The sequence below is a fragment of the Dysgonomonas sp. GY617 genome, from assembly GCF_015233815.1.
Taxonomy (GTDB): domain Bacteria; phylum Bacteroidota; class Bacteroidia; order Bacteroidales; family Dysgonomonadaceae; genus Dysgonomonas_A.
Genome location: NZ_JADCLR010000034.1, coordinates 1 through 26339, shown reverse-complemented (window position 1 = coordinate 26339; position 26339 = coordinate 1). Strand labels below are relative to the sequence as shown.

The 26339-nt window shown below is 35.6% G+C and carries 20 protein-coding genes; 12 read left to right on the top strand and 8 right to left on the bottom strand.

The features are described from left to right. Positions 1 to 425: 425 nt before the first annotated feature. The 6 genes from IR022_RS19515 to IR022_RS19490 form a co-directional block, all read right to left on the bottom strand. Positions 426 to 812, bottom strand: coding sequence for a DUF423 domain-containing protein (locus tag IR022_RS19515; RefSeq protein ID WP_050709765.1), 387 nt, complete (start codon positions 810 to 812; stop codon positions 426 to 428). 132 nt (positions 813 to 944) lie between these two features. Continuing rightward, complete coding sequence (locus IR022_RS19510; protein WP_194205018.1) at positions 945 to 2291, bottom strand: citrate synthase; 1347 nt, start codon at positions 2289 to 2291, stop codon at positions 945 to 947. 65 nt (positions 2292 to 2356) lie between these two features. Next, positions 2357 to 3619: an NADP-dependent isocitrate dehydrogenase gene (icd, locus tag IR022_RS19505; RefSeq protein WP_194205017.1), complete on the bottom strand. Its 1263-nt coding sequence runs from the start codon at positions 3617 to 3619 to the stop codon at positions 2357 to 2359. Positions 3620 to 3632: 13 nt separating this feature from the next. Then, positions 3633 to 4217 carry a DJ-1/PfpI family protein gene (locus tag IR022_RS19500; RefSeq protein WP_194205016.1) on the bottom strand — a complete coding sequence of 195 codons (585 nt, stop codon included), beginning with the start codon at positions 4215 to 4217 and terminating at the stop codon, positions 3633 to 3635. 33 nt (positions 4218 to 4250) lie between these two features. Next, positions 4251 to 6509, bottom strand: a complete 2259-nt coding sequence (locus IR022_RS19495; protein WP_194205015.1) for an aconitate hydratase — start codon at positions 6507 to 6509, stop codon at positions 4251 to 4253. Positions 6510 to 6699: 190 nt separating this feature from the next. Beyond that, positions 6700 to 8310 carry a BACON domain-containing protein gene (locus tag IR022_RS19490; protein WP_194205014.1) on the bottom strand — a complete coding sequence of 537 codons (1611 nt, stop codon included), beginning with the start codon at positions 8308 to 8310 and terminating at the stop codon, positions 6700 to 6702. 549 nt (positions 8311 to 8859) lie between these two features. Between IR022_RS19490 and IR022_RS19485 the strand changes: the two genes are divergently transcribed. From IR022_RS19485 to IR022_RS20290, 12 genes are all read left to right on the top strand, one after another. Beyond that, complete coding sequence (locus tag IR022_RS19485; protein ID WP_194205013.1) at positions 8860 to 9900, top strand: linear amide C-N hydrolase; 1041 nt, start codon at positions 8860 to 8862, stop codon at positions 9898 to 9900. Positions 9901 to 10256: 356 nt separating this feature from the next. Further along, positions 10257 to 10844, top strand: a complete 588-nt coding sequence (locus tag IR022_RS19480; protein WP_194205012.1) for a DUF3575 domain-containing protein — start codon at positions 10257 to 10259, stop codon at positions 10842 to 10844. Between the two features lie 12 nt (positions 10845 to 10856). After that, positions 10857 to 12329: a DUF3868 domain-containing protein gene (locus IR022_RS19475; RefSeq protein WP_194205011.1), complete on the top strand. Its 1473-nt coding sequence runs from the start codon at positions 10857 to 10859 to the stop codon at positions 12327 to 12329. A 26-nt stretch (positions 12330 to 12355) separates the two neighbouring features. Continuing rightward, entirely contained in the window at positions 12356 to 13372 is a 1017-nt protein-coding gene (locus IR022_RS19470) for a fimbrial protein (protein WP_194205010.1), read from the top strand. 125 nt (positions 13373 to 13497) lie between these two features. Beyond that, complete coding sequence (locus IR022_RS19465) at positions 13498 to 14511, top strand: fimbrial protein (protein WP_194205009.1); 1014 nt, start codon at positions 13498 to 13500, stop codon at positions 14509 to 14511. A 52-nt stretch (positions 14512 to 14563) separates the two neighbouring features. Beyond that, positions 14564 to 15493, top strand: coding sequence for a FimB/Mfa2 family fimbrial subunit (locus IR022_RS19460; RefSeq protein WP_194205008.1), 930 nt, complete (start codon positions 14564 to 14566; stop codon positions 15491 to 15493). 36 nt (positions 15494 to 15529) lie between these two features. Continuing rightward, the gene (locus IR022_RS19455) at positions 15530 to 16927 is read left to right on the top strand and encodes a fimbrial protein (protein ID WP_194205007.1); all 1398 of its coding nucleotides are present in this window, start codon (positions 15530 to 15532) and stop codon (positions 16925 to 16927) included. 40 nt (positions 16928 to 16967) lie between these two features. Further along, positions 16968 to 18923 (top strand): FISUMP domain-containing protein, encoded by a 1956-nt coding sequence (locus IR022_RS19450; protein WP_194205006.1) that lies wholly within the window; start codon positions 16968 to 16970, stop codon positions 18921 to 18923. Positions 18924 to 19214: 291 nt separating this feature from the next. Further along, positions 19215 to 20573, top strand: coding sequence for a carboxypeptidase-like regulatory domain-containing protein (locus IR022_RS19445; RefSeq protein ID WP_194205005.1), 1359 nt, complete (start codon positions 19215 to 19217; stop codon positions 20571 to 20573). 676 nt (positions 20574 to 21249) lie between these two features. Beyond that, on the top strand, positions 21250 to 22344 hold the full coding sequence (locus tag IR022_RS19440) for a YhcG family protein (RefSeq protein WP_242053307.1): 1095 nt from the start codon (positions 21250 to 21252) through the stop codon (positions 22342 to 22344). 179 nt (positions 22345 to 22523) lie between these two features. Continuing rightward, a complete protein-coding gene (locus IR022_RS19435; RefSeq protein WP_194205004.1) occupies positions 22524 to 23192 on the top strand; it encodes a TOTE conflict system archaeo-eukaryotic primase domain-containing protein in 669 nt (222 codons plus the stop codon). Next, complete coding sequence (locus tag IR022_RS20290; protein WP_194205003.1) at positions 23177 to 23914, top strand: DEAD/DEAH box helicase; 738 nt, start codon at positions 23177 to 23179, stop codon at positions 23912 to 23914. Before IR022_RS19435 ends, IR022_RS20290 begins: the two co-directional genes overlap by 16 nt. A 92-nt stretch (positions 23915 to 24006) precedes the next feature. Here the strand turns inward: IR022_RS20290 and IR022_RS19425 are convergent, their stop codons facing one another. Together IR022_RS19425 and IR022_RS19420 are read right to left on the bottom strand one after the other, a co-directional pair. After that, complete coding sequence (locus IR022_RS19425; RefSeq protein WP_194205002.1) at positions 24007 to 25116, bottom strand: Fic family protein; 1110 nt, start codon at positions 25114 to 25116, stop codon at positions 24007 to 24009. Positions 25117 to 25518: 402 nt separating this feature from the next. Then, positions 25519 to 26339: DNA polymerase (locus tag IR022_RS19420; protein WP_194205001.1), on the bottom strand; the 821-nt coding region annotated here is incomplete at its 5' end.

Genomic DNA, 26339 nt, shown 5'->3' with positions numbered 1-26339 from the left:
CTCTAGGTTCTTGACGAAAATAAAGTTAGATTCTAATATTAATTAGTCTCTACCCGTCTAATGCTATGTTTTTGTTTTTATGTATAACCTTGTCAATGATCGCTTCTTTTTGCTTCTGGTAACAACCATCTCTCGGTTGTAAAGCGAGTGCAAAAGTAGTCCCTTTTATAATACACTCCAAATAATTTATATACTATTTTTGAAAATAATCGAATCTTTTTTTCAATGGCCTTATTATCAAGTGGATAGAGAGACGAAAAATATCACAAGATAGACATCCTGCTATACTTATATGCTTATGTACTTAAAACCAGCTCTTTGGCAAATATATAAAATAAATAATCTTATATCCTATTTTTAAGGGAAGAATTTCAACTATTTAACTTTCTAACATCTCTTTATTAGAACAGCAGTAGGTAATCTACTTAAAACCTATACTTTACAAAGTAAGTGATTAGTAAAGCCCAGCCTACAATCAGGAAGAGCCCTCCAATTGGGGTAATAGGCCCTAAGAATTTCAGATTTATATTCCAGTATTCGGAGAAAGCCAAAAAGTAGATAGTAAACGAAAAAAGGAATGTACCTATTATCATACACAGGCTCGACCATTTCTCTAATGGCGTTGTAAAGGATAAAAACAACCCTAGTACGAGTAATACAATTGCATGGTACATCTGATAACGAATGCCAACTTCGAAGCTGGCAAGTTTATCTACTGAAAGAATTTTCTTAAAAGCATGGGAGCCCAAGGCTCCCAGTATAATTGTTATCAAGCCATAAACACCGGCTATAATTAAAGTAAATTGTTTCATCTTCTATTTAAGGTCTGAGACCTCATTATTGTTTCCGCTATATAATTAGCTAAAACGGGTTGTAAGTATAAATTTATAATATATAAAGCGTACTCATTATATAGCTATATAGTATATATTATGCTGATGGCTTTATTTCCTATCAGATATAGGTGTATAGCTCTTCATCTCTGATGCATTTTTGTATGCCGGACGAATTATTCTACGCTCTTTGAAGTTTAATTCCTCTATACGGTGTGCTGTCCATCCTACAATACGAGCCATGGCAAATAGTGGTGTGTATATTTCTTGAGGTAAACCAATCATATCATATACAAAACCCGAATAAAAATCGACATTGGCACAAACTTGCTTCTTTACATTACTCCCTTTATACTCCATAAAGTTTTTAATTGCACGTTCTTCAAGCAGGTTATAGAAATCAAATTCTTCTTCGCGCCCTTTTTCTATAGCTAAATCTCGTGCCATCTCCTTTAAGAGCGTTGCACGTGGATCCGATATTGTATAAATTGCATGCCCTATACCATATATAAGACCTGTTTTATTATATGCTTGTTTGTTTAATATCTTCTGTAAGAATGCATCAATTTCCTCAACGTTTGTCCAATCCTTTATATTCTTCTTGATATGTTTGAGCATATCTACTACTCGCAAATTGGCACCTCCATGCAAAGGTCCTTTTAATGATCCAATACCTGCGGCAATTGAAGCGTAGGTATCTGTACCTGCAGAACTGGTTACACGAACTGTAAAGGTTGAATTGTTACCTCCCCCGTGATCGGCATGAACCATCAATGCCAAATCGAGTATCTTCACATCTAAAGGAGTGTATTTACTGCCTTTCATCATATATAGAAAATTTTCTGCTAATGAAAATTTCTCTTTTGGATGTCTTATATGAAGCGATTTGCCTTGATTATGTCTTAGTGCATTGTATGCATATGCAACAATGGTAGGAAATGTAGCTATCAGATTGAGAGATTGTCTAACCAGATTTTCTTCTGATGTATCATCCGCATTCTCATCGAAGGTATATAGTTCTAAAACACATCTCGAAAGGATATTCATAATATCAGAGCCTTCGAGATCGAGAATGTGCATGGTTATCTTTGGATTTAAATCCATCGTCTGACTCAACAGTTGCGAGAAATCTTTCAATTCTTGTTTTTCGGGAAGATAACCTGCTAGAATCAGAAATATTGTTTCTTCGAACCCTAAACGATTTTCTTCTTGAGCTCCTTTTACAATATCCTCTATATTGATTCCCCTATATATCAATTTTCCGGGAATGGCTTTCAGCGATCCATTTTCGTCTCTTTCGTACCCTACAACATCTCCGACTTTGGTTAATCCAACAACAACCCCTGTATGGTCTTCGTTGCGGAGTCCTCTTTTTACATTATATGTTTGAAATAAGTCCGGATCTATTTGTGTAGTGGTGCGTATCGTTTCGGAGATTTTCTTTATAATGTTATTCATCGGATAAAATTTATGGCGTTATTAATTTCTGGTCACAGACCTATTCTATATATACTATGTACTTATTACAAATTACTTATTAGAAGTTGAGAGAACGCACTAGTTGAAAGTGTTGTTCCATCGTCCATAAAGCGGGCAAGATCGGCTGTAGCTTCACCTTTACTATAAAGTTTTTCCAGACCATTTGTGATAAGCTCTCCTGCCTCGGTCCATCCCAGATATTCAAGCATCATTACAGCAGAAAGTAATAATGATGATGGATTCACAATATCCTTGCCTGCAATATCGGGAGCTGTACCATGAGTAGCCTCAAATATTGCATGTCCTGTCATATAGTTTATATTAGCTCCGGGAGCGATACCAATACCACCCACCATGGCAGCCAACTGATCGGAAACATAATCTCCATTCAAATTCAGAGTTGCAATTACCGAATATTCAGCAGGTTTTAATAATGTATTCTGCAAAAAAGCATCAGCTATTACATCTTTGATAATTAGTTTACCTTCCGATTTAGCTTGCTCCAATGCTTTATTAGCATCAGCTTCTCCTTTTTCTTTCTTAATTTTCTCCCACTGTTGCCAAGTAAATACCTTATCGCCATATTCTTTTTCGGCAAGAGCATACCCCCAAAGTTTGAAACCACCTTCAGTAAATTTCATAATATTGCCTTTATGAACAATAGTTACTGAGGGTAATTTATTCTCCAAAGCATATTCTATTGCTGCACGAACCAAACGTTCTGTGCCCTCAACCGATACGGGTTTAACCCCAAAAGAAGAAGTTTCGGGGAAACGTACTTTCTTAACTCCCATTTCCGTTTGAAGAAAATTCAGAAATTTTGCTGCTTCGGGTGTTCCTTGCATCCATTCGATACCTGCATAAATATCCTCCGTATTTTCACGGAAAATAGTCATATTTACTTTCTCCGGTGTTTTAATTGGAGATACCACGCCTTTAAACCAACGAACAGGGCGAAGACATACGTACAAATCTAAATCCTGACGAAGGGCTACATTCAACGAACGGATTCCTCCTCCAACGGGTGTAGTAAGAGGTCCTTTTATTCCCACCAGATACTCACGAAAGGCATTCATTGTATCTTCGGGAAGCCACGAACCGTTTTCATTAAATGATTTTTCTCCTGCAAGAACTTCTTTCCACTCTATCTTACGTTTTCCTTGGTAAGCCTTTTCAACAGCCTTATCTATTACTTGTTGCGAATTCTTCCATATTTCTATTCCTACCCCATCACCTTCTATAAAAGGAATGATTGGATTATTCGGAACATTTAGTTTACCGTTATTTATAGTTATTTTTTGTGACATTATTTTTTATTTTTTATTTCCAAAAATCATCATGATCTTTATCTCTTTGCCAATTATATTCTATTCTGAAAGCAATTTCTTCTGCAATCTCTTTTCCTTTAAAATCGCTTACAAAACCTAAAGCCATATCTATTCCTGCACTTACACCTGATGAAGTATAATACTTACCGTCAACGACCCATCGCGCTTGCTGTATCCAATTGACTTTATCTGAATTGCTCTTTACCCAATCGAAAGCCCGTTTATTGGATGTTGCTTTCTTTCCATCAAGAAGTCCTGTTCGGGCAAGTAAGGCACTGCCTGTACATACAGTTAATACATATAGACTTTTTTCGGCTAGGGATTTTATCTGATTAAGAAATTCTATATTGTCAACTTCTTTACGTGTTCCTCCCCCACCGGGTATAAATAGCACATCGTCTGTTTGGGTATTATCTATTTTCTGAGTCTCAATTCTTATTCCGTCTTTATTAGATACAATCCCTCCTTCTAGAGAATAATACTCAAGGGTACATTTATTAACTTTGCCAAAAACCTCAACAGGTCCAAAGACATCTAAAGTCTCAAAATCAGGAAATAGAATTACATTTATATTCATTCTCGTCATTTATATGGCTAGAGAGTCGCAACCTTATTCTCCTTTCATATAATTCAATGCACTACCTGCTTTGAACCATTCTATTTGAAGTTGATTATAAGTATGAGCAACTTCTATTGTATCTGTTATTCCATCTTTGTGGGTCAATTTTACTTGCAGATTCTTTCCGGGTTGAAAATCTGTCAGACCTAAAATACTTATTTTATCTTCCTCACGAACCTTGTCATAATCTTCTTTATTAACAAAGGTAAGAGCCAGCATACCTTGCTTTTTCAAGTTGGTTTCATGAATACGTGCAAATGATTTTACAATAAGCGCTTTCACATTCAAAAAACGAGGTTCCATAGCTGCATGCTCACGAGAAGAGCCTTCTCCGTAATTTTCCTCTGCAACAACAATCGAACCCAAACCTTTTGCTTTGAAGTTTCGTGCCAATTGAGGTACAGCCTCAAATTCGCCTGTCAATGGATTTTTTACTGAATTTGTTTTATCATTGAATGCATTAACTGCACCAATCAACATATTATCCGATATATTATCAAGGTGTCCACGAAAACGTAACCACGGTCCAGCCATCGAAATATGATCTGTTGTACATTTTCCTTTTGCTTTTATCAATAACGGTTGTTCAATAATATCTTTTCCGTCCCACACCGCAAATGGTTGTAATATTTGTAGACGTTGCGAATCGGGAGCTATATTTACTTCAATATTACTTCCTGCTGACACAGGTTCAATATATCCTAAATCTTCTACACCGAAACCTTTTTGAGGTAACTCTAATCCGATTGGTTCTTGTAGTTTTACTTTTTCACCTTTAGCATTAGTAAGCGTATCCGTCATCGGATTAAAACACAAATCTCCTGCTATTGTCAGAGCTGCCACTAATTCGGGCGAAGCTACAAAAGCATGTGTATTAGGATTGCCATCATTTCTTTTGGCAAAATTTCGATTGAAGGATGTTACAATAGAGTTTGGACGTTCCGGATTTTCCGTTTCACGTTTCCATTGTCCGATACAAGGTCCGCAAGCATTTGCCATAATGGTTGCTCCAACTTCTTCAAACTCCGTTAATATACCATCGCGTTCGGCTGTGAAACGTACTTGCTCCGATCCCGGGTTAATTATAAATTGTGCCTTAACCGACACTTCTTTTGATCTTGCATCTTTTACAATAGAAGCTGCTCTCGACATGTCTTCGTAAGAAGAGTTAGTGCAAGAACCTATTAAACCAACTTCCATTGCTTGAGGATATCCTTTTTCTTTTACCACTTTTGCAAATTCAGAAATAGGATGTGCTGCATCGGGAGTAAATGGACCATTAATATATGGTTCTAATTCCGATAAGTTGATTTCAATTACACGATCGTAATACTTCTCAGGGCTATTTTCAACCTCAGCATCTGCTTTTAAATGGTCTTTTACCGAGTTTATTACATCTACTATTTCTTTTCGGTCAGTAGCAACTAAATATTCAGCCGATTTTTCATCGTAAGGAAAAATAGAAGTAGTAGCTCCTACCTCAGCCCCCATATTACAAATAGTAGCTTTTCCTGTAGCCGAAAGCGAATATACACCTTCGCCGAAATATTCTATAATAGCATTTGTTCCACCTTTTACGGTAAGAATACCTGCCAGTTTCAAAATTACATCTTTAGCAGAAGCCCAACCCGATAGTTTTCCGGTTAGTTTTACTCCTATAATTTTAGGCATCTTCAATTCCCAAGGCATGCCCGCCATTACATCAACAGCATCTGCACCTCCTACACCAATAGCAATCATTCCTAATCCGCCGGCATTAGGAGTATGAGAATCTGTACCGATCATCATTCCTCCTGGAAATGCATAATTCTCCAATACTACCTGATGTATAATTCCTGCACCCGGTTTCCAAAAACCAATTCCGAATTTATTGGATACAACACTTAGAAAATCATATACTTCTTTATTGGTAATTTCAGCCGTATTCAAATCCTCTTTTGCTGATTTATAAGCTTGAATCAAGTGATCACAATGCACCGTAGATGGTACTGCAACTCTTTCGCGACCTGAATTCATCAACTGCAAAAGAGCCATTTGCGCCGTAGCATCCTGCATAGCTACTCTATCGGGAGCAAAATTTACATAATCCTCTCCTCTCTTATAATCTTTAATAGGCTCATCTTTTGATAGGTGAGCATACAATATTTTCTCTGTAAGCGTAAGAGGTCTTTTTAATTCTTCTTTAGCCTGTAATATTCTTTGAGGTAGCGTCTCATATAGATTTTGAATCATTTTAATATCAAAAACCATCTTTTATATATCTTTTAGTTAATCTTCACCTCGGTTTTATACCATTTTCAAAGATATAAAATTTAATTTAAATAGGAAAAAAACAATTTATATTTATGCATGAAAATTACATATTTATGCATTTTTGTTTATAAAAAGAGTAACGGCTTCAAATTTTGAAGCCGTTACCATATTAGTTGTAACTAATATTTTATTTATTAATTCTTCGATATGTATGCTTTTCTGGAGCGAAATAAAAAGAAAGAATACTTTTTGCATTTGTATCAGTATCTATATTTACTATAGTCTCAAATATAGGATAACGATATCCTTTTGCATACCATTTGTAAGTGGTAAATTCTGATCTATTGTAAGTTGTATAATCTGGATTTATACTGAGGTTAGTCTGCGTTGAAGATCTAACAGTTTTAATTCTCAATACATTTTTCAATACTCGACCTGAAGGTAATATTAATGTACCGTACGCATCCGCATTCATCTCTATTTTCCCTTCAACTGTGAATAACGATTTACCTGAATACAAACCTTTTCCATAATAGGGAGCTTGTTGTTTATCTCCATAAGAGGTAGTATATGCATCAGAAAATAAACGAGTTGTATACTTTAAAAGGGTTACTGGATTTTCATGCCCCAAGGTTATCATTTTATTGTCTTTTAGCTGGAAATAGTACATAGTATTATGTTCCTCCGCAATTATTAGGCTATTAGGAGCAACATCTTTTGCTTCCAGACGATCATCTCCCATGATATAATGAGTTCCTTCAATTAAAACTGGAGCTTTGTAATCGACTGTGTATTCATCATTTATTGATACAAGATTACTAAAATCCCAAGTAACATTTGCCCCACTTTGTCCTGGATCTTTATATTCTACTTGCCGCTTTACAAGTTGGTCTCCTGCCCTCAAGCGGTTATCATTTAAATTAAATATATATGGCACAGAACTTATAATACCTGCCATTTGATTTATGATGACTTTCTTTAATAAACTCCCACAAGTAACAGTTACTTCTGCTGAACGAGTTGTTTCTTTTTGATTTTCCAAGACACTAATACTAATTGTTTCATTGCCCATTCCATTTCCGTCATCAACAATACACCATGCTGCATTAGAAGAAACAGTCCAACTACCATCCGACTCTACAGCAAAACCTCTGATTTCACCTTCGGGAAGAAAATCTAAAACTGACTCTGACAATGTTAATGAATAAACTTTTCCTATTTGTTTTATTACTATCTGTTCTGATTTACTACCACTTTTTATTACAAGAATTCCCTCACGTTCAACTTCAGAAGTATTAGCTTGAGCTTTTACCACAATTGTCTCATTTCCTTTGCCCTCAGAAAGACTCAGACTAAACCATTCTTGCAGACCTGTTATTGACCAGGAGTCATTCGATTGAATATCAAAAGACAACTCTTCCTCATCTGCAGAAAAGGTAAGTAGGGATTCGGATATATTTAATGTAAAAACTTTACCATTTTGTTGAATCAACAATTGTTCACTTTTATTACCCGCCTTAACTACAAGTATAACCTCTCGTTGTGTATCATTGGGATTAGCGATAGCTTTAATTTCTATTCTTTTGTTGCCTTCCCCTTCCTTTACATCCAGGATACACCATTCAGGAATACCTGATATAGACCAAGACACATTTGACTGTATATCAAAAGTTTTAGTTTCTTCATCAGCAACAAAATGAAGACTCAATGTTGATAATATTAATACTGTTTCCTTCTCATCCTCAGAACATGCCACGAAACAAAATAAAACAGCAATTAAAAGGCATACATTTTTCATAAATATTGATTTCATATTAATTATTGCACAAAGATATTTAAATTAATTAATATAATTTAAGATTCGATATTATTACAATAATATACAAAATTTCGAGAAACAATACCAATTTCGTTAATACTTAGTATTTGCAAAACTTTAAATAAAAAAGGCGAGTAAAACACTCGCCCTTTAAGTTATCAATAACTCTTTTTTTTCTTATCCTCTAACCCCTTAGTAGAGGGTTGTGCAGCTATAACTTTTGGCTTAACCTGTTTAGGTTTCTTAGTCTCTTTTTTTATTCTCTTTTCTCCCATAATATCAAATAATTAGTAATATTGTAAATATAGTTCATTAATAGAATAAAAGATCATATTAATTATATTATTACAGAGCATTAAGTTAAATATCAAAAAATAATATTTACCATCTAATATTCAATACAATTCATCTCACAAAATACGCATTCGGATAATAGCTTCATTTATATTCTATCCTTCCTAATCTGAACTATCCAAACCGTTCATTGTTATTATTTAATAATACAAAATCACTTAATTAACGATTAAAATGAAAAAACTAATTTGCTTTCTATTTTCAGCAATTTTCCTGACCTTATCAATAGAAGAATCTAAGGCTTGTACACGTGTAGTCTACCAAGGACCGAATAACACAATCTTAACAGCCCGATCTATGGACTGGAAAGAAGATATAATGAGTAATCTTTGGATATTCCCCAGAGGAATGGAGCGAAATGGAGAAGTAGGTCCTAATTCTTTGCGTTGGACTTCGAAATATGGAAGTGTGATTGCTTCTGCTTATGATATGTCAAGCACTGACGGGATGAATGAAAAAGGATTGGTTGCAAACCTCCTTTGGTTAGCCGAATCGGAATATGCAGTATGGGATCAAAAAAAACCGGGATTGACAATAGCTGCATGGGTACAATATGTATTAGATAGCTTTGCAACTGTTGACGAAGCAGTTTCGTTCTTAGAAAAAGAATCTTTTGTGGTAATCTCAGATAACATGCCCGGTCAAGACAGAATGGCGACCCTCCATTTATCAATATCAGATGCTACTGGGGATAATGCCATCTTTGAATACATCAAAGGTAAATTAGTTATTCACCATGACCGTTCATATCAGGTAATGACCAATTCTCCAATATTTGATGAGCAACTTGCATTAAATAAATATTGGGAAAATATTGGTGGTACTACCATGTTACCCGGAACCAATCGTGCAGCCGATCGGTTTGTAAGAGCATCTTATTATATAAATGCCATTCCACAAGTAGAAGATACTCGCATAAATGTAGCTAGCGTATTCAGTGTTATACGTAATGTATCTGTCCCTTATGGAATAAGCACACCCAATGAACCTAATATTTCATCTACAAGATGGAGAACTGTGTCTGATCAAAAAAACAGAGTATATTACTTTGAATCGACCCTATATCCAAATGTGTTTTGGGTTGACTTCAAAGATGTAGACTTTTCAGAAAAGGCTCCTGTTATGAAATTAGACTTGGTAAGCGGTGCAACTCATGCAGGTAATAGTGTTGGCGATTTTACGCCATCAAAACCGTTTGTTTTCCAAGGCATATAAATCTAAGATCAAAGATTTCAATAAAAAAAGAGCAGCTAATAAGCTGCTCTTTTTTTATTATATAGACAAAACAATTAAGAAGTAAATAATTACAGTAACTACACTCAACAACAAACTGTTAAAATAATAAAGCGAAAAACATTATGACATCGAAAAAAACATCTATAAAATAGCTCTGAGAGGCTCTATTTAAACTAGGTATAGCAGAATACTGCACAATCAATCACAAAGGTGAACAAAAGTTACCTCAACTTGTTTTTATATAAAAGTAACAATTTAGATTAGTCAACGAAAGCCGAGGCTAAACACATGAGCTATTACATTATAAAACAAAGAGAAACATTACTCTTCCCCTTATGAACCCAATCTTACACAAGAAGTTTATACTCGTATTGGTATCTCTACTATGCTTTGCTACCAACGGATATTCCCAGAAAATAGGACTAAAGACCAATGCTCTTTATTGGGCTACCACAACTCCTAATATTGGTGCTGAAATGGCTATAGGTCGCAAATGGACAGTAGATCTTTCCGGAGGATATAATCCATGGGAATTGGGTAACAATAAAAAAATCAAACATTGGGTGGCTCAATCTGAGTTACGATATTGGTTATGTGATGTTTTCGAAGGTCATTTCTTTGGAGTTCACGCACAAGGTGGAGAGTTCAATATCGGAGGAGTAAATTTACCCAATTTCATATTTGGAAGCGACAGTGAAAATTATCGACGCCAAGGTTATTTTGTAGGTGCTGGTATTTCCTATGGATATCAATGGATATTGAGCCCTCGGTGGAGTATGGAAGCAAATATTGGGTTCGGTTACAACTATATGGAATACGATAAATTTGAACCTTGCGATTGTGGAGATCATTTAGGAAGTAAATCCTCCAACTATTTTGGTCCGACTAAAGTAGGTCTTAGTTTTATTTATCTAATTAAATAATCCCACAAGAATATGTCAATCAACCAACCAATATATCTCTTATTGATTCTATCACTATTGGGATGGAATAAACTGGAAGCTCAAGAGGGCGAAGCTAATAACTTCAGCTATACCGTGAAAAAATTTACACAAGAGGGTAATTCTCTTTGTATAGATATTGACTTCGACCTTGAATCATTACATCTACCTACACGGGAACAATTAATTCTGACACCGATAATTAAAAATGGAAATCAAACATTAACTCTCGAACCAATAATTATCAATGGTAAAATACGCCACAAAGTATATCAGAGACAAAAAGAATTTGGCACATTGAAAGAAGAGAATCAAAATGCCTATCAAGTTCTAAGAGCCGGAAAACAAGAAGCACAGATAATACCCTACTCTACTGTTGTAAATCTAGAAGATTGGATGAAACAAGCGTCTCTATATCTGGATGAAAGTAATTGTCCGGGTTGTGGAAAGGCTGTAAGTCAACATAAACGCCTGCTTGCCGCAAAACCGACTCTAGAGATTGGAGAGTCTATAACCAAAGAAAAGCCCGAACCTTTATTCTCCTTTGTAACACCTCCTACTGACTCTTTAAAAATGGGTAACAAAGAAGATAATGCGTACTTAAAATTTCAGGTCGGAAAATCGGCTATTGACCCTTCTCTTGCCGATAATACTGTTGAACTGGATAGAATACATAATCATTTAAATCAATTATTAAACGACAAGAAAGTAACGATTAAAAAGATCTCAATTACAGGATATGCCTCCATAGAAGGTACTTATGCCTTCAACAAAAGTTTATCTGAGCAAAGAGCTAAATCGCTGACTAACTACCTAAAACAAAGATACGACTTTCCGACAGGTACGTTTCAAGTTGATTGGGTTGGTGAAGACTGGGATGGTTTAATTAAACTCATTCAAGATGGCAATATGGAGAAAAAACAAGAAGTACTTTCTATCATAATCAGCACCAATATTCTTGATGGACGAGAAAAGCGACTTATGGAACTTGACGGTGGACGTCCTTATCGTTTTATGCTTAACGAATATTTTCCTTTACTGAGACGTGTAAAATATAAAATTGAATATAGAATACCACAATACAGCTTAGAAGAAAGTAAAAGGATTATAAAAGAATATCCCGAACAGCTAAGCCCCAAAGAACTTTTTGTTTTGGCTAATAGCTATGGTAAAGGAAGTGTTGAGTTTTTCGAAATTCTAGATATAGCGCTCAGTTTATATCCAAACGATTTAATCACGAAACAGAATGCTGCTGCCGCATATGCAATGCAGGGAAATTATGAAAAGGCTGAACAATTGGCATTGGAAGCAGGAAACAACAGCAGTACATTAAACAATCTGGGAGCTATATATCTTTTACAAGGAAAACTTCAAGATGCACAAAAAGCTCTATCTAAAGGAAAACAAGCCGGAAGCCTTGAAGCCTCACACAATTTTGACGAACTAAATAAAATACTCAAAAATTAGAATAATCATTTTAAATCACATTCATAATGAAACGACTCTTTTTCCTAACTAGCATTGTAGCATTATTATGCTCAGCTTGCAGCAATAACGACGACGAAGTAACTCCGGAGAAAGGAGCTAAAGCTTCACTAACAATTACCCTGACTGGAACTGGTGCAGAAGGTAACTCAACTCGCCTTGTAGGTACACCAACACAAGTAGACGAAAACGAAGTTCATTCGTTTACAGTGTACATATTTGCAAATAACAGACTCGAAAAATCTGAAACGTCTACAACTCTGTTGGGTTTATCTTTATTTATTGATGAATTGACAACCGGAGTAAAGAGAATAGTTGTTGTAGCTAATAAACCCTCTACTTTTCCTGTATTTGAAGAAGGGGATCCTTATAGCAAATTTGCAGAGGTTAGCAGTCATATCAATTTAGATTATCAAACAACTGCTTTAAATAACGGACTGATAATGACTGGAGAAACAGATGCCACACTACAATCGATAGCCGTAGGGACAAATAATATAACAATCCCCATAAGCCGCATAGTAGCCAAAATTAAACTTGGAACGGTAACCATTGACCCTGCTGCAGGTGTAAACCCTGCTCTGTTTGAACTAACAGGTGTAGCTATAATCAAAGCTAAATCATTGTCTTCGGTAGGTGTACCCTCTATTGTTACCTCTCAGCCTTTTTATAGTGGTATCGAAGGTATTGCAGTTCATGGCACAAATATTAAGTCTTATTTATATGAACCTATCACTTTGGCCGACCATACAAATAGATACTTCTATGTTTTTGCTAATGATAGTGGTAATGATGACGATGCAACTTTAGTAACATTGGAAGGAACGTACGATAACAAAATAATGTATTATCCTTTCCGCCTTCCGGCTATTGCGCGCAATACTCAACACACAGTTGATGTAACGCTTCGCCGTTTAGGAACGGGTTCTCCCGACCCTGAGACACCAAGCGATCCGGCAACCCTTACTGTAGTAGTTACTCCTGTTGACTGGATTGTGGTTCCTACTCTAAGCGTTGAATGGTAATTAACTAAAATATAGGTAGAGAGGATATTCTTATTAAGACTAGTTCTCTCTACCTTATCAATACAAAACTTTGCTTTCTGAACGCAACTTGTTGCCACTTAAGCATTATCTCTATAAAAGCTAAAATGAAACAACTTTTTTTCCTATCCAGTATTATATTGCTGTTGTGCTCTGCCTGCAGCAACAATGATGACGAAGTGTCTTCGCCTGAAGGAAAGAAAGCCTCATTGACCATCTCTCTCACCGGTAAAGCAGGTACAACAACTCGCAATGTAGGACCAAGCAATCCATATTTGGAGAATATAATCGGCTATTTCACCGTATATGTATTTGCAAACAACAGGCTCGAAAGAGTTGAAAAGACCGCTAGTACAACATTTGTTACAACATTATTTGTTGACGAATTGACAACCGGTGTAAAAAGAATAGTTGTTATAGCAAATAGCCCATATGGCTATGATGATCCTCTTCTTTCAGAAGGAGATCCTTACAGTAAACTAGCAGATGTTGCAAACTATATAAACTTAGATAACCAAACTGTTGCTCCGGGGTTAGTAATGACCGGAGAAACCGATGCTACACTACAATCGGTAACTGAGGGAACAAACAACATAACGATTCCCCTCAGCCGTATTGTTGCTAAAATAAAGCTAGGCTCAATAACAATTGATCCTACTGCAGGTGTCGATCCTGCTCTTTTTCAGTTAACAGGTATAGCTATTATTAAAGCTAAATCGCAGACTTCACTAGGTATACCTTCAATCGTTACAGCTCAACCTTTTTACAGCGGAATCAAAGGATCAACTGTACAGGATAGTAGTAACATCAAAGATTACCTGTATGAATCTATCAGCCTCAGCGATTATAGTGAAAGATATTTCTATGTTTTTGCAAACAACAATAGCGAAGAAAATGCTACCCTAATGGCGTTAGAGGGAACCTACAACGGTGTAACCATGTATTACCCTTTCCGGCTTCCAGCTATTGCTCGAAATACAGAACATATTATTAATATAACTCTTCGCCGCTTAGGGACAGGCTCTCCTGATCCTGAACTGCCTAGCGACCCTACAACACTAATAGTAACAATTACTCCAGCAGACTGGGTTGTTGTTCCCACTCAAAATGTGGATTTGTAATTGATATAAAAAATAAAACAAACCGAAGGACAGATTAATTGTCAACGAATATATGAGACATTTAAAATATAAAATATCGAATCAGTTGTTCAAATACACTTTACACAGTGTAATTGTCCTATTGGTATTATTGTCTTTTTCGGCTTGTATAAAAGATGATTTTCCAAATTGTAACACGACTCTTTTTTTACAAATAAATGCGATTAATGCATCGGGGCAGGATATTACCGCCAGCGGTGAAACAGGTGAAGCCAAGCTTTATGTGTTCGATCAAAACCAACGCTTAACTCAGCAAATGACAGTATCAGTTGCCGATATTCAGAATAAAACCCGTATCCAATTATTAATAAAGGGAACCAATCATTTTTCAATAGTAGTATGGAGTAATCTAAATGGCAACCAGCAGGCAGACTCTCTAGCCAATGGTATTAGTATGGATCAAGCTTTTATACAATTAAAGAAAAACACTGAAGGTTATGCTATTAACCCCGATGATTTATTCTTCGGAATACTTAATATTAAAGGTAGCAATACAAACACCGATATTACAATAGAGAATACTATCACTATACAACGAAAAACAGCTCTCCTTAATATAATGGTAAAAGGTCTGAATGCTCAATTCGCAAATGATTATTACTTTATAATCGGGGGAACTACAAAAGATGCTTATAATTTTAAAGGGAACCTAGTAGGTAGCCCAATAGAATATCAGCAAAACGGCGAATTTAATGCCTCAAACACTCAGTTTATATCTTCTCCTTTTAGAGTGTATCCTCTAGCGGATGGCAATAGTCTGACAATTTATATATACAAAGGAGATCAATTAATTGCCACGGCAAACACAAATGATGAAAACGGGGCTAATATTATACCCATTGTAGGTGTTACCACTAATGTATTAATCGATTTGAGAGCATCATTAAATGTGAATATTATAATAACCAACTGGGAGGAAGTATATCACTGGTTCGAATGGTGAAAAACCAGGACATATAAACTAAGATAAATAACACTGATGAAACAAGTTTGTCAATATAAATCAAAGGCTAATACTAGAGTATCTTTTATACTCCTAGGTTTTGTCCTATTGACTATAATACCCATCTTCACATCCTGCAATAAGGACAATGACGGTAATGGCGAGTTTGGCTCAAAAAATGTGAAAGTCCAATTCTATACAACAAACCTTTCTTTTGTCAGACAAACATCCAATGAGTCTCAGATAAACGAAGTTCAAGCGATGGTATTTATAGACAACGGCGATGGCGGAGGATATAAATACAATTATAGTGTAGAGGGAACCTCTATCATTCATTCAGACACTTTATCAACAACATTCGATCTTGAGATTTACACAGAAGAAAGACCCGTGAAAATATTCATCTTTGCAAATAGCAATGATATTATTTCCAACAATATTCCACTAGTTGGCGAAACAGAAAACGAAGTGAAGCAAAAACTTATAAAACCTGTTACTTCAACCAATATAACCGGTAACTTCCCGATGTGGGGAGAATTCCCTTTACCATCAGGTATATCAAGCACTCTAAACAATACAATAACACAACTAAAAGTTTTACGGTCGATAGCTCGAATAGATGTTAGCACTACAAAAACGCCAAGCGATTTCACGATGGCAAGTATACAAGCTTTTCGGGTAAACAGTCAAATTCAAATAGCCCCAAATAACTATACAGGCTCATTGTTAGTCTCCGATCCAAGTATTCCAATAAATAGTACTGCTACCATCACTACTATCCCTATTGCCGTTATTGCAAATAATTCGGAATCGCAACTCTATTTACCCGAATCCGAAGCTCCCACCTCAGCCAATCAAGTAGCCGAAGCCACTTGTGTTATAGTCGGCGGAAGGTATAAAGGAAGCCCTACAGTTACTTATTACCGAATTGATATAGAACCAAATATTGCCGGCTATCCTTCGGGACAAATTTTACGAAACCATCACTATACACTTAACATCGTAAATGTGAATGCACCCGGTTGGCCCACCCCCGAAGAAGCTGCAGAAAACATATCTACAAATATTGAAGTAGGTGTACAAGACTGGACAGATGCTAATATCAATGTAGGTCTTGACGGCAATGATTACTTTAGATTGTCGTCACGAAACCTTGAAATCGAAAGAGTTTCCGGTTCAACCACATATACTTTTGTAGCAACTAGTGTATTAGATTATACGATACAGTGGTCGGATGCTCAAGGAAATCCTCTACCTCAGACTAGTCCTGGCGAAGTTATTGACGATGGAGTTTTACGTGTCACAAAATCGCGTAATATCATTACTGTTGAAGCCATAGCAGACAATCCTTCAACAAACAGCATTCTTAGATATTTTCTTATTGTTGCCAAACGAGCACATATAGTGGTTAGTGTAGTACATGCTGGGATATAAATAAATGTATTTCGAATAAGATAATAACAGAAATTTATAAATGAATAAAACAAATATATTTCTCAAACATATTATATACCATATAGGTCAATTAGCCTTATTGGTTATCGTGATATTACTTTACAGTTGTACAGAAGACAGTATATCTAATAAGAATGAAAGCAGAAGTGAGAACTATTTCCAATTTAGTGTAAAAACAGCCGATACCACTCCTCCTAAAGTTCAATTGAAATCGGGGCAAGTAAATGCTGAAAGTACTATAAATCAAATACAAATATTAGTATTCGAAAATGATATTTTCCAATACAGAGTAGCAGGTACAGGTATCGCTAATAGCGGAAATAATAGTGCAACATTCAAAGCGCGTTTATTATCTAGCAACCAACCTACAACTATTTATATAATAGCCAATGCTGATGCTATAGTCGAAGCTAATGCTCCTATTGCTGGAGAAACAACGGCAGCCATAAAAACGAAACTTACAAAAGCTATATCAGCAAATATCTTAAACGGAGATCTAACAATGTGGGCTAGCTACACATTCCCCACAGGCTTATCGGCTACTACAGAAAATAATATAAGCAATATTATGATGCTTCGTTCCGTTGCACGCGTAGACATTATAGCTAGCGCCGTCTCCAATTTCGAATTAGTGAGTATACAAGCATTCAGAGTATCAAATAATACGCAAGTCATCCCCAATAACCCAACATCTACACCAAGTGTAACAAATCCTAGTGTACCCTTAGGCACAGAGCAAAATATTAATACAACACCCATTCTCACTACTGCAGAATCTTCCGTTGCACAAATGTACTTGCCCGAGGTAGCTGCCCCAGCATCCGCCGATCAGGTTAGTAAAGCAACATGTATAGTAATAGGAGGACGCTATGCAGGCAGCAGTTCGGTTACATATTATAGACTTGACTTCAATCCCAGTATTGCAGGTCATCCTTTCGGTCAGATTTTACGTAACCACCGATATGAGTTTAATATAAGTTACGTTCTACGCGAAGGATACGCCACAGCTCAGGAAGCAGCCAACAATATATCTTCATCTATGGAGGCACGAATTGTTTTATGGAGCGACTATATAAAATACATGGTCTTCGACATAAATAATTATTTAGGTGTATCTAACTCTTATATAAGATTGGAAGGGACTGCCAACTCCTCTCTAGATATTCTTGTTCAAACTGATATATCAGACTACACCTTGAGTTGGGCAGACAGAGATGGAAATCCGATAGATGGCTCAGCAGGGCAGAGTTTAACTGATGAATACTTTCAAGTTAATAAGGCATCTGATGGATCAACAATTTCGGTTGTTGCAACTCAAGTAAACCCTGAGGATGCAGACGATAGGGTACGATTTTTTATAATAAGTGGTGCCAGACTGAGGTTACTTGTCACAATTATACAATCTCCAGAAGTATCTGCACCCGAACCCGGTCCGGGAGGGGTAATATGGGCAGAAACAAACGTTGATCTACCTTATACTTTAGCAGATCAGAAAGCGATAGGCAAATTCTATCAATGGAATAGAAAAGTAGCCTGGGCAAGTAACGGAACTGTTACAGGATGGAATACCACAGGAGCCGCAGGTTTCTTATGGGAAGAAGTAAATGACCCATGCCCCACAGGATGGAGAGTACCTACAAGAGACGAATTACAAGCCTTGATTTCGTCTTCAGGACGAAGTTGGCGAATTGTTTCTGTAGATTATGATTATCCTGGTGTATGGTTTGCCCCAACACAGCAAGAAGCCGTAGAGGCCACTTTTGAAAATCCTGGTAGAGGCTTATTCTTTCCTGCCGGAGGTGTAAGAAATGCAACGGGAGGATTGGAAAGTGCAGGAAGTAATAGCCATTACTGGGCTAGCGATGTTAACCCACTTGGAGGAACTACCGACATAATGAGTATTGCAAATGGAACATATCTTATTTTTCCAGCTGAGAGAACCACTGGATGCTTAGTAAGATGTGTTCACGATTAATTTAGAAAAACAGATAAACAGTTTATAATATAAAGAAACAACCCTTCATACTTTGATTATGGAGGGTTGTTTCTTTTTAGTTTTGCACCTAAAGGTAATTTTTCTATGAAAACTTATATTACTCCACTCGACTTTTAACAAACAAATATTATATTAGCAAAAGAAACCCTTAATCAAGAAGTATACACTAATCTTTAGGCATCTTTTTTTTACTATTAAAACCAAGAATTTACTTTAAGAATGTAACCTTAACAGCCACTTACAGAACAAAAATCGAGAAAATATACGACTATGAATTTAAAACTCAGAAAAAGACTTTCTACGAATAAGCTTTTACTCTTAATTTTCCTATTATCCATCTCCTCTATTAAGGCACAAGACAAAGCTAAAGTTATAGACGAAAAGTCCAATTTGCCCTTGGAAGCTGTCAGTATATCCTTAAATAGTGGAAAAGTTTCAACTATTACAAATGAGAAAGGTATTTTCGATCTAAAGAATTTACTTCCTATTAATGAAAACGACACATTACATTTTTCACATATTAGCTATATCAATAAAAGCATTCCGTTTTCGGAGCTAAAAGAAAAAAACTATACGGTTTCCCTTATAAAAAAAGATCAACCATTATCTCAAGTAACAGTCACTGCTGAAAGACTCGCCCCCAACTCACTCATTCAATATAAAGAATTAGCTCCTATGCAAGATGAACTAAGTTCATTCGGGGCTGTGTTAGTTGACAATAAAATTTATGTGATCGGTGGCGATAATACAGCAACAACAGATTCTAAATCATTTAGTGTTGGCAGAACAGGAATAGTTCGAAACTCTTCTTCTCAATATGAAAACTACAGTAAAAAACTGCAAGTATATGATATATTGAATAATAAATGGGAAATAAGTAATTTAAAATTCAGAAAAAGAGCATATCATAATGTAATTCACAATAAAGGGAAAATATACGTTCTAGGAGGTAAAAGATATTCAACAAATCATAAACTCGAATACTTAGATAATACAATTGAAATATATGATATTACAAAAGACACTATAATTGTAGATAATAACAATCCTCATCAAGCAGTAAATGCAGCTTCATTTGTTTTCGAAGATCATATTTTCCTCATCGGAGGTTCTATCAAAACTTATCTTGATAAAGGAAAGATTTTCACACACAAAGTTCATGTCCTAGATCTTAATACTGGATACTGGTACGAAATGGATGGGATGCCAGTTGATCACTCAAAAGAAACAAAAGGCGTTATTATTCAAAACGTTATATACTTAGTAGGTGGCGATAAGGGATGGCCGCTCAAATACATTAACACTTATGATGTCTCAACAGGAGAATATAAACAAGAGAAAGTATTACCCTATGGTCTCGCAAGACCAGCAGTTACGTATAATAATGATATTATTTACATTTTCGAAAAAAGCAAAATGCAAACTTACAATATCAAGACAAAAGAGTTTAAAATCTATCCAATAGATTTACCATTAAGTGGCAGCGAGATGTTTTATAAAGATGAGATGCTATATGTATTGGGTGGATCTTATATCGATGAATATTCAACAACCCCTTCGAACCATTTATACACAATTGACATAAGTGAATTTGATCGGGTGAAAGATTATAAAATACCCAATTACTAAACAACCAGATAATTTCGATTTAGGTACACATTTAATATGGCACTTCTCAAACAATAATAAGGTATAAACTAGTCACTTATACCTCATTGTTACTTCATTAGTGATCCCGCTGGGAATCTTTATATTTTTCAGAAACGTTATTCTGTCTACAAATCAGAGCATTACTTGGAAGTAATTCCCACTATTTTCCCCACGAAATATTTTCAACGTTTTGCTGTCGATTATATTTTTGATGAGATTCTATACTTACAAAGTTAGGATTCTAAACTAAAAAAGCAAAATAATAACAGAAATTCTACTTGCATATCATTTATTGTCAAACCCCAAAAACTGAATGTAGGATCTTTATATTGGGCTTATAAATTCTGAGACTATTCTTTCAGGCTTGGAATGCTGATATTGTCTTTTTTGTGTTTCACTTCGGCAAAGCCGTACGAGTCCTTTTTTTCTGTTATAGAATTTCATAAGCAATTCTTTTTAATTATCGCAACGGAGATTACCGTAATTTCCGTTGCGATAAACAAAGGTGTTGTTTTAAATAATACTTACCATCGTCAAGCTCAGGCTATTTTTTCTTTTATAGTGCTCCTTAGTGATTGTTTGTATTATTCTTTCATTGGCTTCATTGGTGTATAACTGCCTGAAAAGTTTTATTTTTGTCTAAAATAAAGTATATATGAAAAACGATAAAAGTTTATCGAAGATTGATTCCATGAAGGTTGACCATCTTTATAAAGATATAAAAGCATTAATTGATACGGCTAAACAAAATATTGTTCGGACTATCAATAACAATATGGTGTCCACGTATTGGAATATCGGAATGATAATCGTTCAGGGCGAACAACGCGGATCAAGTCGTGCCATATACGGAGAACAAGTATTGAAGACTCTTTCAGATAAGCTGACGGCAGAATATGGTAGTGGCTATAGTCTTACCAATTTGAAATATTTTCGTCAATTTTATTTAGCTTTTCAAATAAGTCACACAGTCTGTGACCAATTGGAAGAAGAAAAGGAAAACGAAATAAGTCACATGACATGTGACCAATTGAGATCTGAACTATCTTGGTCACATTACCGATTATTAATGAGGATAAAAGATAAATCTGAACGACAATTCTATATTGAAGAAACAATCAGCCAGATGTGGTCTGTCGAAACTTTAGAGCGTCAAATCAATTCGTTTTATTACAAACGGTTTTTAACTTCGGGAGGAAAGATAAACGAAGAAAACATCCCTCAAAAGCATTCTCCTCAAAGCTTTTTAAAAGACCCATTCGTTATGGAGTTTTTGAATATATCACCACATACGACTTTCTCTGAACGCCAACTTGAACAAGCGTTAATTGATAACCTCCAAAATTTCATCTTGGAATTGGGTAAAGGATTTGCGTTTGTGGCTCGACAACAAAGGATTGTGACCGAAACTTCGAGCTTTTACATTGATCTTACTTTTTATAATTATCTACTAAAGTGCTTTGTCATTATTGATTTGAAAATTGGAAAACTTTCCCATCAGGACATCGGGCAAATGGATATGTATGTCCGTATGTTTGACGATTTGAAACGTCAAGAAGGGGATAACCCTACAATTGGATTGATTCTTTGCACAGAAAAAGAAGAAACGGTTGTAAAATATTCGGTATTGGCTGAAAGTAAACAGCTTTTTGCGTCTAAATACTTGCTTTACCTACCGACTGAAGAAGAATTGATTAAAGAAATAGAACGGGAGAAAGTATTCTTTGAATTGAGAAAAGAGGATGAATAAGTGACGATCCGGCAACTGTTTTGATTCCATTTAATTACAGTGAATTGTGTAGATTTGGAACTTTAAATAACTCATGACAGATATAAGAATCTTGAGAACAAAGTCAATACTTTCCGACCTATATTTTATATATTCAGTCAAAGATATTTATCTTCGCAACTACCAATTTATACGAATACATGAAAGACCCTCTTCCCAATATTGAATTATACAAATCTCTTTTCCGAGGCAGGGAAGATGTATATGCTGTGCGATGGGAGAAGGAAGGGAGAAGCGGATACATGCCTGCTTACAAAGTTGATTGGACAGATTATAACAAACACAAGGCTTCGGGCGGAACATTTGCAAGCTATACGAAGAAAGAGTTTCTCCCTTTTAATGACGATACATTGGCGGAACATCTGAAAGGCAACGCTACACTTGGTATATATCCGTTATTGACTGATAATACTTCATTCTTTATAGCTGCCGATTTCGATGAAGATAACTGGCAAGATGCCATATTGAGATTACATAAAGTTTGTCTACAGTACGAACTGCCAACAGTCATTGAACGATCCCGATCAGGTAATGGCGGACATCTATGGTTATTTTTCGAAGAAAATATTCCTGCTTTTCAAAGTCGAAAGATTATGTTCAACTTGTTACGTGAAGCTGATATTATTTCAAAATTTGAAAAAGAACCTAGCTTCGACAGACTTTTCCCCAATCAAGACACACATTCAGGCAAAGCTATTGGAAATCTGATCGCTCTACCATTACAGGGTAATTCCGTCACAAAAGGTAATTCATGCTTTCTTGATACGGAAACATTGTTACCCCATACTGATCAGTGGGAGTTCATATAGTGGACGAGTGTCATCATATTCCTGCAAAGTCGTTTCGGGAAGTCATTTGCAAGTTCAACAGTTATTATCTGTATGGATTAACAGCTACTCCAAAACGAAAGAATAATGACGAAAAGTTGATTTATGTATATATTGGCAATATTCTCTACGAGATGAGCCAATTAGAGCAACTTTCGGAGCAAAACACGAAAGTCGAAATTAATGTTCGAGAGACAAACCTATTCGCTCCATTCGATTATAAAATCGATAAATATGAAATGATTTCGCAGATATTGATTTATGATACGCAACGAAATTCTCTTATATTAGAGGATATTGAACAAAATATACATCGTTTCAAATCGATACTAATCCTTACAGAACGAACGGTTCATGTTAGTATCCTCAATTTGTACTTAAAGGATAAATACGAAACAATAGCCATTTCAGGAGAAGATTCGGAGCGGAGCAGGAAAAGTAAATTGGAACAGATACAGCAAGGTCACTTTAAGATTATTATATCTACAGGCCAATTCTTTGGCGAAGGGATTGATATTAATTCTCTTGAATGCTTATTTATTGTTTACCCATTCGCTTTTGAAAGTAAACTCATTCAATATATTGGAAGAATACAGCGCTCAGGTAAGCCTCCTGTTATTTTCGATTACAGAGACTCAAAGATTGATTATTTCGACAAAATGTTTAAGCAAAGAAACCGATACTATAATAAACTGAGAAAATAAGTAGTATGTCAAAATTGTAATTAAAAAAGTTTTGCTCGTAGAAGGAACTCTTGCCTGTAGCCTGAATTCCACAAAAGATAACTACCTCTATGTCATTCTTCAATTAATTCATAATTTGTACTTCTTCCACCTTCATCCGTTTTTTGCAGAACACCTTTATTTATTAAGTCCTGAATATCCCTTAAAGCACTATCCGTTGAACATTTAGTTATTTTAGCCCATTTGGAGGATGTCAGTTTTCCTTCAAATCCATCCCATAATAGGTTTACCATTTTAGTTTGGCGATCATTCATGCTGACTAAACGATTCTTTTCCCAAAAGTTGGCTTTTAATAAAACCCTGCCTAATGAGCTTTCAGCGTCAATCAAGGCAATTTCCAAGCAATCCAGAAACCAAGTTAACCATTCCGTTATATCAGGGCTGCCTTTCTGTGTTTTTTCTAAGATATCATAATATTGTTTTCTTTGTTTTCGTATTTGCGAAGACATACTATAAAATCGATGTGGTATCTCATCGGCACGAGTCAGGAACATATCCGCAATTGTTCTGGCAATACGTCCGTTACCATCATCAAATGGATGTATGGTAACAAACCATAGATGTGCTATTGCTGCTTTTAATACAGGGTCTATTTTATTGTCTTCATTAACCCATGATAGAAAAATACTCATCTCTTTGGGTACAGCTAACGAATCAGGAGCTTGATAATGGACTTTCTCTTTTCCCATCGCACCAGAGACAACTTGCATTGCTCCTCCTTCGTCTTTTCGCCAATCTCCCACAGTTATTTTATGCATACCGCTTCTTCCTGTTGGGAACAGAGCAGAATGCCAACCGAAAAGTCTTTCCTCTGTTAAGGCTTGATTATAATTTTGTGTGGCATCTATCATTACCTCTACAACTCCGTCAATATATCGATCAACTTCGGTCAAGCCTGAAATATCCATCCCTAAATGGCGCGCTACCGATGATCGAACCTGATAGCTATCTAATATCTCTCCTTCTATCTCGGAAGACTTGGTAACCTCAGTTGTGAGTGTATCTAAAATTGCTTTGTTTTTTAAATCAAAGCCAAGTGCACTCATCTTACCTACAAGCCGTCCTTGTAAAGCTCTGACTTTACCCAATTGATAGGATATAATTTTATCATCCCATTTGAAGTTAGTCCAGTCTTCTTGCTGCCATATATATATCTTCTTCATATTCGCCGTATATTATGCAGTAAATGTAAATATTATTCTCCGCATAAGGAAATTATTCTCCGCAAATATTGAAGGGAATAGTTGGGCTATTCGATGTCCTTTTGAAGAAGCAGTCTAGGGGTATATAAATGGAGAACCTTATTATTAGATTTAGAAATTTGATCTTGTACCTGTAAGGGTATAAAATGGGCATTCGATATATTCTGCTTTTTTAATGAAGGGGCTCGAACCACCCCTATATTCGTCTGTATATCTTATTTTTTAAAACTATCTAAAAGATGCAGGCAACACTTTAGTAGCTTAAAGATGACGCTTTACAGTGTCTTGCTTTTTGCTACTTTCTAAGAACTTTGATATAAATATGGGAAAAATTTAATCAATTCAGATATTTTGATTGAGTAGTTATTCAAAAGTAGATTGCGTGTGTACTCTAGGGATAATATTAGGACATATTTTCTTGAAAGAATCAGTAAAAATTTTCTCTATTTTAATCTTGCTAAGATTATATCGAGCTAGATCTACTTGATAGACAGCCCCATCATGCATAGGAATAAGAAAATCTGCTTCGGGAACTTCTTTTTCCACCTTAATTAGTGCTTGCTTAAATATTAATGATGCTGTTGCTTGAATTTTATGACTCAAAGCCCAATGATAATTATCTTCTTCTAAAATTAATCTGAAATTTCCATCACATGTCCCTATTTTTTTATTTTCGATTAATTCAGTCTCGATTAATTCATGGAATTTTTTAAGCTTAGTGTATTTGTTAAAATACTTCAAAATAGTAGGGTTTAGAGTAGTATCTCCATACATATAACGATAGAAATATATTTTCGCTTCTTGCCTATTATCATTTTTCAATATGCACTTAGCGAAATCTAAATATATGTCAGAATCATATAACCTAATTAAAGAATCCTCCTCACTCAGAGAAGCTAAAATACCAGCCTCAAATTGAGTATAATCAATATATAAAGTCAGAAACTCAGGATCAGTTTCATCAAACTTGAAACGGTAAGTAACAAAAGGGTCTTTCTGCATCCAGTCATTACTAAATGCAATACGAGTAATCTTCTTTAAATTCTTTAGTCGGGTAATAGCTGAGTTCTGGGCACAGTTCTTTTCCACTTTAAGGAATACATCAAACTTACGGATAAAGGCGAGATCAAGTTCTTTTAAAGCTATATCGGACAGATTATATTCCGCCTTAATAAACTCGGATA

Coding starts and splice junctions, on each gene's coding strand:
- IR022_RS19515 (WP_050709765.1), bottom strand. CDS start 812: ATGAAACAATTTACTTTAATTATAGCCGGTGTTTATGGCTTGATAACA.
- IR022_RS19510 (WP_194205018.1), bottom strand. CDS start 2,291: ATGAATAACATTATAAAGAAAATCTCCGAAACGATACGCACCACTACA.
- icd (WP_194205017.1), bottom strand. CDS start 3,619: ATGTCACAAAAAATAACTATAAATAACGGTAAACTAAATGTTCCGAAT.
- IR022_RS19500 (WP_194205016.1), bottom strand. CDS start 4,217: ATGAATATAAATGTAATTCTATTTCCTGATTTTGAGACTTTAGATGTC.
- IR022_RS19495 (WP_194205015.1), bottom strand. CDS start 6,509: ATGGTTTTTGATATTAAAATGATTCAAAATCTATATGAGACGCTACCT.
- IR022_RS19490 (WP_194205014.1), bottom strand. CDS start 8,310: ATGAAAAATGTATGCCTTTTAATTGCTGTTTTATTTTGTTTCGTGGCA.
- IR022_RS19485 (WP_194205013.1), top strand. CDS start 8,860: ATGAAAAAACTAATTTGCTTTCTATTTTCAGCAATTTTCCTGACCTTA.
- IR022_RS19480 (WP_194205012.1), top strand. CDS start 10,257: ATGAACCCAATCTTACACAAGAAGTTTATACTCGTATTGGTATCTCTA.
- IR022_RS19475 (WP_194205011.1), top strand. CDS start 10,857: ATGTCAATCAACCAACCAATATATCTCTTATTGATTCTATCACTATTG.
- IR022_RS19470 (WP_194205010.1), top strand. CDS start 12,356: ATGAAACGACTCTTTTTCCTAACTAGCATTGTAGCATTATTATGCTCA.
- IR022_RS19465 (WP_194205009.1), top strand. CDS start 13,498: ATGAAACAACTTTTTTTCCTATCCAGTATTATATTGCTGTTGTGCTCT.
- IR022_RS19460 (WP_194205008.1), top strand. CDS start 14,564: ATGAGACATTTAAAATATAAAATATCGAATCAGTTGTTCAAATACACT.
- IR022_RS19455 (WP_194205007.1), top strand. CDS start 15,530: ATGAAACAAGTTTGTCAATATAAATCAAAGGCTAATACTAGAGTATCT.
- IR022_RS19450 (WP_194205006.1), top strand. CDS start 16,968: ATGAATAAAACAAATATATTTCTCAAACATATTATATACCATATAGGT.
- IR022_RS19445 (WP_194205005.1), top strand. CDS start 19,215: ATGAATTTAAAACTCAGAAAAAGACTTTCTACGAATAAGCTTTTACTC.
- IR022_RS19440 (WP_242053307.1), top strand. CDS start 21,250: ATGAAAAACGATAAAAGTTTATCGAAGATTGATTCCATGAAGGTTGAC.
- IR022_RS19435 (WP_194205004.1), top strand. CDS start 22,524: ATGAAAGACCCTCTTCCCAATATTGAATTATACAAATCTCTTTTCCGA.
- IR022_RS19425 (WP_194205002.1), bottom strand. CDS start 25,116: ATGAAGAAGATATATATATGGCAGCAAGAAGACTGGACTAACTTCAAA.